At 60.5% G+C, this 12,431-nt stretch carries 14 protein-coding genes; 10 read left to right on the top strand and 4 right to left on the bottom strand.

Annotated features, from left to right (window positions below):
- Positions 1-13: 13 nt before the first annotated feature.
- The 6 genes from rplI to SIB83_RS08095 all read left to right on the top strand — a co-directional run bounded on the left by rplI (position 14) and on the right by SIB83_RS08095 (position 5,917).
- Positions 14-472, top strand: coding sequence for a 50S ribosomal protein L9 (gene rplI / locus SIB83_RS08120; RefSeq protein ID WP_413404898.1), 459 nt, complete (start codon positions 14-16; stop codon positions 470-472).
- A gap of 75 nt (positions 473-547) precedes the next feature.
- Positions 548-1,966, top strand: coding sequence for a replicative DNA helicase (gene dnaB / locus SIB83_RS08115; RefSeq protein ID WP_413745514.1), 1,419 nt, complete (start codon positions 548-550; stop codon positions 1,964-1,966).
- Positions 1,967-2,057: 91 nt separating this feature from the next.
- Positions 2,058-4,034 carry a tRNA uridine-5-carboxymethylaminomethyl(34) synthesis enzyme MnmG gene (gene mnmG, locus SIB83_RS08110; RefSeq protein ID WP_413745513.1) on the top strand — a complete coding sequence of 659 codons (1,977 nt, stop codon included), beginning with the start codon at positions 2,058-2,060 and terminating at the stop codon, positions 4,032-4,034.
- 24 nt (positions 4,035-4,058) lie between these two features.
- Positions 4,059-4,790 (top strand): hypothetical protein, encoded by a 732-nt coding sequence (locus tag SIB83_RS08105; protein WP_413745512.1) that lies wholly within the window; start codon positions 4,059-4,061, stop codon positions 4,788-4,790.
- A gap of 5 nt (positions 4,791-4,795) precedes the next feature.
- Complete coding sequence (locus tag SIB83_RS08100) at positions 4,796-5,398, top strand: chorismate lyase (RefSeq protein ID WP_413404890.1); 603 nt, start codon at positions 4,796-4,798, stop codon at positions 5,396-5,398.
- An 87-nt stretch (positions 5,399-5,485) separates the two neighbouring features.
- Positions 5,486-5,917 (top strand): hypothetical protein, encoded by a 432-nt coding sequence (locus SIB83_RS08095; RefSeq protein ID WP_413404889.1) that lies wholly within the window; start codon positions 5,486-5,488, stop codon positions 5,915-5,917.
- 10 nt (positions 5,918-5,927) lie between these two features.
- On the opposite strand, the gene SIB83_RS08090 is transcribed toward SIB83_RS08095, so the two are convergent.
- From SIB83_RS08090 to SIB83_RS08080, 3 genes are all read right to left on the bottom strand, one after another.
- Positions 5,928-6,449, bottom strand: coding sequence for a DUF1269 domain-containing protein (locus SIB83_RS08090; protein WP_413745511.1), 522 nt, complete (start codon positions 6,447-6,449; stop codon positions 5,928-5,930).
- Between the two features lie 44 nt (positions 6,450-6,493).
- Positions 6,494-7,045, bottom strand: coding sequence for an RNA helicase (locus SIB83_RS08085; protein WP_413745510.1), 552 nt, complete (start codon positions 7,043-7,045; stop codon positions 6,494-6,496).
- 110 nt (positions 7,046-7,155) lie between these two features.
- Positions 7,156-7,704, bottom strand: coding sequence for a SprT family zinc-dependent metalloprotease (locus SIB83_RS08080; protein WP_413404884.1), 549 nt, complete (start codon positions 7,702-7,704; stop codon positions 7,156-7,158).
- A gap of 92 nt (positions 7,705-7,796) precedes the next feature.
- Between SIB83_RS08080 and SIB83_RS08075 the strand changes: the two genes are divergently transcribed.
- The 4 genes from SIB83_RS08075 to SIB83_RS08060 all read left to right on the top strand — a co-directional run bounded on the left by SIB83_RS08075 (position 7,797) and on the right by SIB83_RS08060 (position 11,736).
- Positions 7,797-8,216, top strand: a complete 420-nt coding sequence (locus SIB83_RS08075; RefSeq protein ID WP_413404882.1) for a hypothetical protein — start codon at positions 7,797-7,799, stop codon at positions 8,214-8,216.
- Between the two features lie 12 nt (positions 8,217-8,228).
- Positions 8,229-10,328: an NAD-dependent DNA ligase LigA gene (ligA, locus tag SIB83_RS08070; protein ID WP_413745509.1), complete on the top strand. Its 2,100-nt coding sequence runs from the start codon at positions 8,229-8,231 to the stop codon at positions 10,326-10,328.
- An 84-nt stretch (positions 10,329-10,412) separates the two neighbouring features.
- Positions 10,413-11,540 (top strand): TIGR00341 family protein, encoded by a 1,128-nt coding sequence (locus tag SIB83_RS08065; protein ID WP_413745508.1) that lies wholly within the window; start codon positions 10,413-10,415, stop codon positions 11,538-11,540.
- Positions 11,541-11,547: 7 nt separating this feature from the next.
- Complete coding sequence (locus SIB83_RS08060; RefSeq protein WP_413745507.1) at positions 11,548-11,736, top strand: hypothetical protein; 189 nt, start codon at positions 11,548-11,550, stop codon at positions 11,734-11,736.
- On the opposite strand, the gene SIB83_RS08055 is transcribed toward SIB83_RS08060, so the two are convergent.
- Positions 11,718-12,359 carry a TVP38/TMEM64 family protein gene (locus tag SIB83_RS08055; protein WP_413745506.1) on the bottom strand — a complete coding sequence of 214 codons (642 nt, stop codon included), beginning with the start codon at positions 12,357-12,359 and terminating at the stop codon, positions 11,718-11,720. The genes SIB83_RS08060 and SIB83_RS08055 overlap by 19 nt on opposite strands.
- Positions 12,360-12,431 lie beyond the last annotated feature (72 nt).

Here is a 12,431-nt window from a genome sequence, read left to right as displayed (position 1 = left end):
GGATCCTTCTCCCATGGCCAAGCGCGTACAAGTCGTTCTGAATGAGGACGTCCTCAGCCTCGGCCGGGACGGAGATCTGGTGGAAGTTGCCCCTGGCTATGCCCGCAACTTCCTGCTGCCCTTCGGCAAAGCTGTGCCTGTGACCCCTGCCGTGATGAAGCAGGTGGAGCATCGTCGCGCCAAGGAAGCCGAGCGCCAGGCCGCTCTCAAGGAGGAAGCCGTCGCCTTCCGCACCGCACTCGACACCATCGGTCGCTTCACGGTGAAGAAGCAAACGGGAGAGGACGACGTGCTGTTCGGCACCGTCACCAATGGTGATGTGGCCGAGGTGATCGAAGAGGCCACCAAGAAAGAAGTGGATCGCCGTGACATCACCGTGCCCGACATCCATCGGACAGGAAACTACAAGGTTCAGGTCAAGCTGCACAGTGAAGTGATCGCTGAAATCAACCTGGAAGTGGTCAGCTACTGAATACGGATCAAAAATGACTCTGATGTCACCGACAAGGTGCGTCAGAGTGAGTCTTCCTTCTGAGCTGCTGCCGCCATGGTGAGCGTTCCCGTGTCAGATCCGGGTGGTGAGGCCACCGGAGGGCAACGCCGCGGGTTCGGCAAAGGCCGCCAGCGTGAGGAACCCAGCTTCGAAGCCCTGCCCGATTCGGTCCCACCCCAGAACCTGGAGGCCGAGGAAGCCGTGTTGGGCGGCATCCTGCTCGATCCGGACGCCATCGGTCGCGTGGCCGACGTGCTGCAGCCGGAAGCTTTTTATCTCAATGCCCATCGGGAGATCTTCCGCACAGCGGTGATGCTCCACAGCCAGGGCAAACCAACCGATCTCACAGCGATGACCGCCTGGCTTGCCGACACCGGCTCGCTCGAGAAAGTGGGTGGCAGCAACAGACTTGTGGAGCTCGTGGAGCGCGTGGCCTCCACCGCCTCGATCGAGCAGGTGGCTCGCCTGGTGATGGATAAATACCTGCGCCGCCAGCTGATCCGCTCGGGCAACGAAGTCATCCAGCTGGGCTTCGATCAGGGCCTGCCGATGGATCAGGTGCTCGACAAGGCCGAGCAGACCATCTTCGCCATCAGCCAGGAAAAGCCCTCGCAGGGTCTGACTCCCACGGCGGAGATTCTCACCAGCACCTTCAATGAGATCGAGAGCCGTTCACTGGGCACATCCGTGGCCGGCATCCCGGTGAACTTCTACGACCTGGATGCCATGACCCAGGGGCTGCAACGCAGTGATCTGATCATCGTGGCCGGACGCCCGGCCATGGGCAAAACCTCAATCGTGCTCAACCTGGCCAAGAACGTGGCTCAGTTGCATGACCTGCCGGTGTGCGTGTTCTCCCTGGAAATGAGCAAGGAGCAGCTCACCTACAGGCTGCTCTCGATGGAGGTGGGCATCGAAGCAGGTCGGCTGAGGACAGGCCGCCTCCAGCAGGAGGAATGGCCGCTGCTTGGCCAGGGCATCAACACCCTTGGCCAGCTGCCGATCTACATCGATGACAAACCCAACTCCGGCGTTCTGGAGATGCGTTCCCTCTGCAGGCGACTGATGGCTGAACAGGGCAAGGAACTGGGGCTGATCGTGATCGACTACCTGCAGTTGATGGAAGGTTCCAGTCCCGACAACCGCGTGCAGGAAATTTCACGGATCACAAGAGCTCTCAAGGGCATGGCAAGGGAACTGAACGTGCCGGTGATCGCCCTCTCGCAGCTCAGCCGTGGCGTGGAATCGCGCACCAACAAACGTCCGATGCTCAGCGACCTGCGGGAATCGGGATCGATTGAACAGGACGCCGATCTGGTGCTGATGATCTACCGCGATGAGTACTACAACCCGGAAACTCCCGACCGTGGCATCACCGAAGTGATCGTGACCAAACACCGCAACGGACCAGTGGGCACCGTCAAGCTGCTGTTCGAGCCCCAGTTCACTCGCTTCCGCAACCTGGCGGCCTGATCAGGCAAAACGGGAACTGGGGCTCATCGGAAAACATTCTTTGAATGATCGCCGGCAAGCAAACAACACTGCGGCATCGGAGAATGGAGCAATGACCGCCGGCACACCCCCAACCGAAGTCTTCGACCTGATCGTCGTGGGAGGGGGCCATGCAGGCTGCGAAGCCGCCATGACTGCTGCTCGCCTGGGGCTGAACACGGCGTTGTTCACCCTCAACCTCGACCGCATCGCCTGGCAGCCCTGTAACCCAGCCGTGGGTGGACCCGCCAAAAGCCAGCTTGTGCATGAAGTGGATGCTCTCGGCGGAGTGATTGGGCGCCTCGCCGATGCCACAGCCATTCAGAAGCGAATCCTCAACGCCAGCCGCGGCCCTGCCGTCTGGGCCCTGCGTGCCCAGACCGATAAACGGCAGTACTCGCGCCAGATGCTGCAACTGCTGCAGCACACCCCCAACCTGGCTCTGCGCGAAGCCATGGTCACCGGCTTGGAGATTGAAGGTGATCCGAGCGGCGGCGGCGAATCCTGGGATCCAAGCCATGGAGCAGCGGCCCGGATCACCGGCGTACGCACCTATTTCGGCAGCATTTATGGCGCCAAAGCCGTGGTGCTCACCGCCGGAACCTTTCTCGGGGGACGGATCTGGGTCGGGCATCAGTCGATGGCCGCTGGCCGTGCCGGAGAGCAGGCTGCCGAGGGGCTCACCGAGGCACTCCAACAGCTTGGGTTCCACACCGACCGGCTTAAAACCGGCACCCCGGCGCGTGTCGACCGACGCAGCATCGCCCTCGATCAGCTGGAGGAGCAGCCCAGCGACGCCGCAGACCGCTTCTTTTCTTTTGACCCTGGGTCCTGGAGCAGCGGCGAGCAGATGAGCTGTCACATCACACGCACCACAGCTGCAACCCATCAGCTGATCCAGGACAACCTGCACCTCACCGCGATCTACGGCGGTGTGATCGACAGCAAGGGACCCCGCTACTGCCCCTCAATCGAAGACAAGATCGTTCGCTTTGCCGACAAGGACAGCCATCAGATCTTTCTGGAACCCGAAGGTCGTGACACTCCGGAGATCTACGTGCAGGGGTTCTCCACCGGGCTCCCCGAGCCCATCCAGCTTCAGTTGCTGCGCAGCCTCCCAGGACTCGAACACTGCGTGATGCTGAGACCGGCTTATTCAGTCGATTACGACTACCTGCCAGCCACTCAACTGCTGCCATCGCTGGAAACCAAACGCGTGGAGGGGCTTTTCAGCGCAGGCCAGCTCAACGGCACCACCGGCTATGAAGAGGCCGCTGCTCAGGGCCTGGTCGCCGGACTCAATGCCGCTCGGCGCGTCCGCAGTCAGGAAGCAGTGCACTTCTCCCGAGAGAGCAGCTACATCGGCACAATGATTGATGATCTGGTGAGTAAGGACCTGCGTGAGCCCTACAGGGTCCTGACCAGCCGCAGTGAATACCGTCTCGTGCTTCGCGGTGACAACGCCGACCGACGCCTGACACCACTGGGGCGGGAACTCGGCCTGATCGATGAGCGCCGGTGGCAGCTGTTTGAGCAGAAGCTTGATGGCATCGAAAACGAAAAACAGCGGCTGCGCAGCCAACGGCTCAAGGCGAGTGACCCGGTGGCACCAGCGGTGGAAGCGGAGACCGGCGCACCGATCAAAGGATCCATCACCCTGGCTGATCTGCTGCGCCGGCCAGGCATGCACGCTGCAGATCTTGTGCGTCACGGCCTGGCCGATGCGGATCTGCCACTGCCGGTGCGGGAAGGAGCTGAGATCGACATCAAATACAGCGGCTATCTGCAGAGACAGCAGCAGCAGATCGACCAGGTGAGACGCCAGGGCAAACGCAAAATGCCCGCTGGTATCGACTACGCCACGATCAGCACCTTGTCGCGTGAAGCACGCGAAAAACTGACCGACGTGCGGCCGCTCACACTGGGACAGGCCAGCCAGATCCCCGGCGTCAGCCAGGCTGATCTGACCGCTCTGCTGGTCTGGCTGGAGCTGCAACAACGCCGCGACCAGAAGCGCACCCCGCTCGCCTCAAGCGTGAACGCTCGATAGCGTTGACGCAATCACTGGTCTGCATTGCCTCCTCGCATCCCCACGTCCAGTGCCTACTGGAGCCTCCGCGCCGAACAGATTCTCGACCGTGTGTTCAACGACGATGACAACATCCTGAAAACCGTTCAGGTGCAGGTCAATCCACAGACAAGACAACAAGAAGCCAACAAACAATTTCAACCAGGCCTGTCCTGGCCGCAGGTCAGCCTTGCCGCCAGTGGCCTGATTGCTGTTCTGGGCAGCAGCGGACTGCTGCTCCACTGGAGGCTCACCCAGCAGGCGCTGCAGAGAGAAGCAAACCTTGCGTTGATCGACCGACTGCGCAGAAACCCACCAGCTGCCGGCAAGAACGAACAAGGCCGGCCCGATCGGCAAACTCCAACGAAGACAGCCGCGCAGCCACTGACCGCAGAGACCGCAACAGCAGATGAACTGAAGATCACCGCACTTCCGAACGCTTCGGCGACACAACTTGAACCGATCACGGTTCCACTGCCTTCAGAGGAGGTCACCGGCACCACCTCCAAGACCGATCAAGCATCAGCACCAACACCGCAACCTCTGTTGGTCGGTGTGGTTCACGCCGGTAACAGTGAGGGCTCGGCCATCTTTCAACTCGGCGAACTCTCCCTCTCCACTGTTCCCGGCGAATCGATCGGTAACAGTGGCTGGACTCTGCAAAGCGTCAGCTCCAACGGTGCAGTGATTGAGCGCAACGGAATGACACAACTCCTCAGTGTCGGAGGGGCCTTCTGACCACGATGAGCGCCCTGATCCCCTCCCCGTCCGTGCTGTGGGAAGCCCCCACTTCTTCAGTTCTGGCGGGAGAGGAACCTGGCTGGCTGCCTGGTCCATGGCGATTGATGCTGCTGGGAGACGGGAGCCCCACCAGACACCTGCGTTTACTGACAGGCCACAGCGTGCAGGTGAACCTGATCGCGATGGACGCGGACACCAACCTCAGCGATGCAAGCGGTGGACCACGGCCAGCCGAGGTTCAGGAACTGGCACCCCCCCTGCTGCGCCGCCAGGTCTGGTTGAACTGCGGTGACATCACGTTGGCCTGGGCCGAAAGCTGGTGGAACCAGGATGAAGCTGAGCGCAATCTCAGCAACCGTGAACAGCCGATCTGGCTCAGTCTCACGCAGGGGCGTTCGGAACTCTTCCGTGAAGTGGATGGACTGGCACTGGTGACGGATCCCTGGCTGGAAAAAGGGTTCAGCGAACGAGGACCTTTCTGGAGCCGTCACTATCGCTTTTTCAGGCAGGGCAGGGAACTCACCGTGATCCGTGAGGTGTTCAGCCCCGCTCTCGAACGCTGGCTGGGTGAAGCACCGAGACGGCCGCTTCATGCAACGTCATGAAGAAAATCAGCGTTTGATGCGGATTTTCACTTGACAACTTGCCGGCTCCTGTGCTGGAGCAATCATGGCCACATCGGCAATGGCTCCATGGAGACCTCCACCTGGATAACCCTCAACGATCTCGGCCGCAGTTTCGGCATTTCCTCGATCCACTGCGCTCGAGCCCTCGAACATCAGGGATGGCGGGACAGGCAGGGACACCCCACTGACGCTGCGGTTGAAGCGGGAGCAGTTGATCAACACATGCCGAAGAAGCACGGACGCTCAGCGCTGTGGAACGCCGATGTCTGTGCGGATCTGCTGAAGAAAAAGGGGTACCGGCCAGTGACCCGCTCCGAGCACATCGGCCAGTGGACAGACCTTCTCGAAGCAATGACTGCAGGATCACCATCAATCACCACTACGGCAGATCAGATGGCCGAAGAGCTTCCCACCGATCTGGTGGAAGACGTGAACCGCCAGCTGAGCCAGCGCGGCTGTCGTTATCAGGTGTGCCGGCCGCTCAGCAACCGGCACTGAAACCGCAAGATCAGGCCATCCGCAGGGCTTCTGCTTTCTTGCGAGCCTGCTCCAGCTGTTCCTTGAGCGTCTCCTCATCCGTATGGCTGAGGCTGGTGTGTATCAAGCGGGCATTGGGCAGATGACGACGCAAGCGCTCAATCACACGATCAGGCGTTGAATCCTTGACGAGAAGAGCCAGTGCTGCACTTCCCTGAGGCAGGGTTTCGGTCAGCTCCTTGAGGAACTTGTCGTTGATGCCAATGTCGCTGAGGGCTCCCGAAGCCGCACCGGCACTGGCACCCGCTGCCACGCCAAGCAGCGGGTTGGCGAAGATCAGTCCGATCAGCAGTCCCCAGAAGCTTCCGCCCATGGCACCTGCGGCTGTCATGTTGATGGCCTGGCGAAGGTGCACGTGACCGTCACTGCCGTGTTCGAGAACCACAGCGTCCTCGAGGGTGATCAGATGCTCTTCCTGGATCGCCACCAGCTCAAGACGAACCTGCTCAGCTTCCTCAACCTTGGGGAAACCAATCACCACAAGATTGCTCATGTTGTTGATGCAACGACGCTAATCATAGGTAGAAATGCTGTCGCTCAATCCCGACGGCGACTGGAACGCGGCAAAGGTCGACGGGACGACGCCCGAGAGGTTGACGAAGAGCCGGAATCCGCCTCGACATCACGACTGGCGGAACGCTTCCAGCGCTCCACCCGGAAACTATCGTCTTCCGGCCAGACATCGTCTTCTTCTGGCGACTGCGCAGATGGTTTCGAGACCACCGGCGGTGGCAACACCGGCTGTCGGCGGGAGAGCGCCTGAAGTGGACGTTTGCGTCGTGCGGGAACGGATTGCTCAACTGATGACGAGACGCCTTCAGGCGCCGAACGAGCCGAACTCAAACCCTGAGGCTGCTCAGCCACCTCACGCCAGTCATCCTCTTCGTCCAGCAACCAGTCGATTCGGTCACCGACCCAACGACCCATCGCATCCAGCCGGGAAGAGCCGTCCTGACGGTCCGTGTTGCGACGGCCCGGCCTGGCTCCGGAGACACCATCAACAAGCTGACGTCCGGTATCCAGCCATCGGTCAAGCCGCCGATCCAGGGCATCAGGACTGCGCTGCGCACGTTGTCGACGTGAATCCATAACCAGACGTTACCGACGTCTGTGCTGTAACCAGCGTTCCCGTTGCAGACCAATCAGAACGATCGAAACGCCACCGGCTTCCAGCACCCAGAGAAAAACCTCCATCCCGCTCAGCTGACCTCCGCTGCTGGTTCGTAGCGAAGCAGACAACTGGCATTCCAGCGACCCCCATGATGCCGATCGCAGCACAATCGACAGGCCGCTTGACGCATCCTGCGGCGATAAGGGGTCTGGTGTCCGCACCGGGGACAGATCGCAATCCAGCGCGGGGAACTCTGCGGCACGGGAAAGCGATGGCGAACACTGACCTCAAAACGCGACTGCGCAGCATTGATCAGATGCATGCGATGCCGAAAGCAGGGTCCGTGCCCCTCCTCTCGCTTCAGCACAAGGTCCACCCAGGCATGGATCATCTCGTGACAGAGCGTGCTTTCAGTGGCCTCTCTGGGCAGGGGATCCAGCAACGGTCTTGACAGAACAATTTCACGCCCGAACGGTGGAGCCACTGCAGGCCCTCGTCTGTAAAGACCAGCCGTGCGCCGCAAGCGACCATCACTCCATCGCAATGCCATCAGAGGCTGATGTCCTTGGCAGAGGGCTCCCTCGAAATGCTCCCTATTCAGGCGATGAAACAGAGGGAGCAGAGGCTCAAGCGGCATGAACGGCGAAGGTCTCAAGCAATGATGTCGGCCCAGTCTGCCTCCATCCAGCGGTTCGTCAGTCAGACTCTGCACTCACTTGGAAACAGCTGATGGATCTGGGTCTGGTGCGGGAGATCGGAAGCAAGGCCCTGCTGGCCGGCGGAGGAGCCCTGCTTCTCTATTGGACGGTCACCGCGGTCAAGCTGGTGCTGAGCGCCCGCGGCATCAACCCGCTGATCAAGCAATTTTTCACCCAGGTGGCAGCGGGGCGCGTTGACGCGGCTTATCTGCTCACCACCAAGTCGTACCGGCAGCACGTCAACCGCCAGCAGTTCATTCGTTTCCTGGCTGGGTTGAAGCTCAACCGCTACAGAAACCTCAAATCAGGCCGACCTCGCCTGCAGGAGGGGAACATGATTCTCACCGTGAAGCTGATCGCTGAAAGCAAGGAGGAAATGCCTCTCGACTTCACCTTCACCAAGGTGGAGGACAGCTGGAAAATCGAGCGGATCGCCACTGTCCAGAGCTGAGTCGTTCCGACCGTGACTGCGCCGGCCTCGAAAACCGCATCGAATCAGGACAGCGAACGCGCCGCAGAACTGAGGCAGCTGCTCACCCGAGCGGCCCATGCCTATTACGTGCTGGATGCCCCGGAGCTTGAGGATTCGGTCTACGACAGGCTCTACCGCGAACTGCTTGATCTGGAGACTGCTCATCCTGAGCTGGTGATGGCAGACAGCCCGACTCAGCGGGTGGGAGGAACGCCCTCCGAAGGATTCACCAGCGTGGCTCACCGCATCCCGCTGTTCAGTCTCGACAATGCCTTCAGCCCTGAAGAGCTGCGCAGCTGGTACGCCCGCCTGCTGAAGGTGCTCGACAAAGAACCACGTGCTGAAGCTCCCCTGCCGGCGCTGCCCATGGTTGGGGAACTCAAGATCGATGGCAATGCCCTCGCCCTCAGTTACGAGAACGGGCTGCTGACCAGGGGCACCACCCGCGGGGACGGCGAAAAGGGTGAGGAGATCACTGCGAATGTGCGCACCATCGCTTCGATTCCTCTGCGACTGCACCTCGATCACCCACCGGCATGGGTTGAAGTGCGTGGCGAGGCCCTGATTCCTGATCGCACCTTTGCTGCCATCAATGCCGACCGGGCAGCGCGGGATGAACCGCTGTTCGCAAACCCCCGCAACGCCTGTGCAGGCACCCTGCGTCAGCTCGATCCGAAAGTGGTGGCATCACGTCGACTGGATTTCTTCGCGTACACAGTGCACCTGCCCGATGACTGGGTCGGTCTGCGACCAACCAGCCAGTGGGAAAGCCTCAGCTGGCTCCGCAACGCAGGTTTCCGGGTGAATCCCAACGCAGCACTGCTGCCGGATCTCGCGGCGGTGGAGACCTTCTTCAACGTCTGGGACAGCCGGCGTCACGACCTTGATTACGCCACTGACGGGGTGGTGGTGAAACTCGACGACCTGCGTCTTCAGGAGAGTGCGGGCTTCACGCAGAAAGCGCCGCGGTGGGCCATTGCACTGAAATACCCGGCCGAGGAAGCGCCGAGCCGGCTACTGCGCCTGACCTGTCAGGTGGGCCGCACCGGGGTGATTACTCCCGTGGCGGAATTCGAACCCGTTGCCCTGGCCGGCACGAATGTCAGTCGCGCCACCCTGCACAACGCCGACCGACTGGCGGAACTGGATCTCCACAGCGGCGACACCATCGTTGTGCGCAAGGCCGGCGAGATCATCCCTGAGGTGCTGCGAGTGCTTCCCGAGCTCAGACCTGAAGGAGCTTTACCGCTTGATCTGCCCTATCAGTGCCCCAGTTGCAACTCCGACCTGGTCAGGGAAAACGGTGAAGCCGCAACCCGCTGCGTGAACATCAGCTGCCCGGCGATCCTGCAAGGCGCTCTGCGCCACTGGGTCGGCAAAGGTGCCCTCGATGTGGAGGGATTGGGCGGGAAGTTGATCGAGCAACTGGTGGAGCGAGGTCTGGTGCGCTCAGTCTCCGATCTGTACCGCCTGGATGTGGCACTGCTCAGCAGCCTGGAACGGATGGGTGAGAAAAGCGCCGAAAACCTCGTGACTGCCATCGACGCATCCCGCTCCAAGCCATGGGCTCGCCAGCTTTACGCACTCGGCGTCCACCACGTGGGCGAAGTCAACGCCAAAGCCCTGGCAGCCGCATTTCCAGATGTCAGCACGCTCGCCCAGACAGCCGTTGATCACCCTGAGGTGATCACTGAGCTGCATGGCATTGGTCAGGAGATCACCCAGAGCCTGCAGCAATGGTTCAGCACCAGAGCCAATCAGGCGCTGGTTCAGCAGCTGAGGGAGGTCGGGCTCTCACTGGCCGCCACAGAGCAGGAGCGCAAGGACCTTGCAAGCCGCAGCGATGAGGACGGGACGCTGTCCGGTCAGACCGTGGTCATCACCGGCACACTTCCATCGATGAGCCGAGCTCAGGCGAAGGAGCTGATTGAAGCGGCAGGAGGCAAGGTCAGTGGCTCCGTCAGCAAAAAGACGTCCTTCGTACTCGCGGGCGAAGAGGCTGGCAGCAAGCTGGAAAAGGCCAACAAGCTGGGCATCAGGGTGATCGATGAAGCCGGACTGATCGCTTTGCTCGAACCGATCGAAAGCTGAAAACGTTTGTCGGTGATCAAAACATCCCCTCGATGATTGCGATGGCGGAGACTGAAGCAGTCATCATGCCCAGCATCTAGGCCTGTGGACTCGTCAACTCCCCTTCACAGCGTTCTGGACAATCTGTCCGGCGAATGGCAGATCAACCTCGAGAACCGCATTCCACGCAAGGAGCTCTACCAGGCCCGAATTGAATCCTCCAAGCCGTCACTCGGCTTCTTCGTGCTGCTGCTGTGCGCGGCGGTGATCGCCACGCTTGGACTGATCTCCAACAGCACAGCAGTGGTGATCGGAGCCATGATCGTGGCGCCACTGATGGATCCGATCCTCAGCCTCGCTTTCGCCCTCTCGATCAGCAACAACAAGCTGGCGAAGCGCTCATTGATGACTGTGGTGATCGGTGTGATCGCCGTGATCGCCACCGCAGCTTTGTTGTCGTTACTGCTGGATGTGAGTGAGGTGAATCGGGAGATGACCTCCCGAACGGCGCCCAACCTGATTGACCTGGGCGTTGCCGTGGCGGCCGCCGTGGCTGGTTCCTTCAGCATGACCCGCGAAAGGCTGTCCAATTCACTGGCCGGAGTCGCCATCGCCGTGGCACTGGTTCCACCACTGTGCGTCTGCGGCATCGGCCTGAGCATGGGCAATGAGGTGGTGGCGGTGTTTGGTCGCGGCACTGTGGCCGGCCTCACCAATCAGATCTCCGAAGGTTCCTTCCTGCTGTTCGTGGTCAACCTGATCGGAATCACGGTGGCGAGCTTGTTCATCTTCCTTGTGCAGCGCTACGGCAGCGTTGTTCAGTGCTGGCGCAATCTGCTTGTGTGGCTGGCTCTGCTTGGTTTGTTGTGCATCCCTCTCTCTTCCGCCCTGCACGACTTCAGCGTCAGGCAGGAAATTGTCAGCAGATTCGACACCTTCAAGGCCGGTCAGGTCAATCAACTGAAAATCACCAGCAAGAACCCCTATCTGTGGCAAAGGGTGCGGCTGCTGTTCAGCAATGTGCGGGTGATCAACAACAAGGCCAGCGTGGACCTGGTTCTGAGCGCACCGAAGGGCGTTCTGAACGAAGGCCTGGCCAATGAACTCTCCGAAACCATCGTGCGCAGCTCCAAGGAAGAGTTCAACCTTGATGACACCAAGGTCACGATCAGCGTGATTCCCAATCAGATCAATAAATTCAGCGACAGCTCAGCGCTGCCATCGACTCAATGATCAAGTCATGACCAATGCGGAGAGAGATCGTCCCCCCATCTTCAGGTGGATCAAAACGGAGTGCGGTCGGGCCAAATACACCGAGCTCAGCAGCCGCAGAGGCTTCACAGCCAAAGCCAGGCTTTATTGGTTTGTCGGGATCGCCGCTCTGCGTGACTGGCAACTGCCTGATCCGGATCAGATCTCAGGATCCTGAGCATCAGCACCTGCGTCCTGAAGGGCTTTGCGAGCGGAACGTCCCACCAGCCACACAACTCCAACCGTGGCCAGCACGCCCACAACCCGAAGAACCCAGGCTTGCGCTGAAGTCTCTCCGGCCAGCACTTCGCCGAACCTTGCGGCACTGCCGGCCAGATCTCCTAGAGCACAGAACAGGATCGTGCCAGGAATGATCCCGATCAAGCCAAGGTTGTAATCCAGCAGACTCACCTCACTGAGTCCGTAAGCCAGGTTCAGCAAAGAAAATGGGAACGCTGGTGACAAACGCGTGAGTAATACCAAACGGAACCCCTCCCGGCTGACGGCCTTCTCGATCGCCAGCAGCTTCGGGAAACGGCCCAGTCGCTGTTGCGCCCAGCCCCTGAGCCAGTGCCTACCCAGCAGAAACGCAGCCTCGGCACCCAGGCTCGCCCCGGCAAACACAAGCAGGCTTCCCAACCAGGGGCCATACAAGGCTCCGGCCAGCATCGAAGCCCAGATCCCTGGCAGCAGCAGAGTCACCCAGATGGCATAAAGAGGAATAAACAACAGGGCTCCCGTGGTTGACTCCAGCCATGCCAGAAGAGCCTCGGTGTCGATCAGCTGAGCGATTGCTTCCATCCTTCAACCATCGGTGCCATCACCGTTCCATGGGACGCAGCGACAACGCAACCACACCGAAGTGGCTCAAAC

Origin of the sequence: Synechococcus sp. MIT S9507 (assembly GCF_047304715.1) — a bacterium.
Lineage (GTDB): Bacteria > Cyanobacteriota > Cyanobacteriia > PCC-6307 > Cyanobiaceae > Synechococcus_C.
This window is presented reverse-complemented; position numbering and strand designations above follow the sequence as displayed.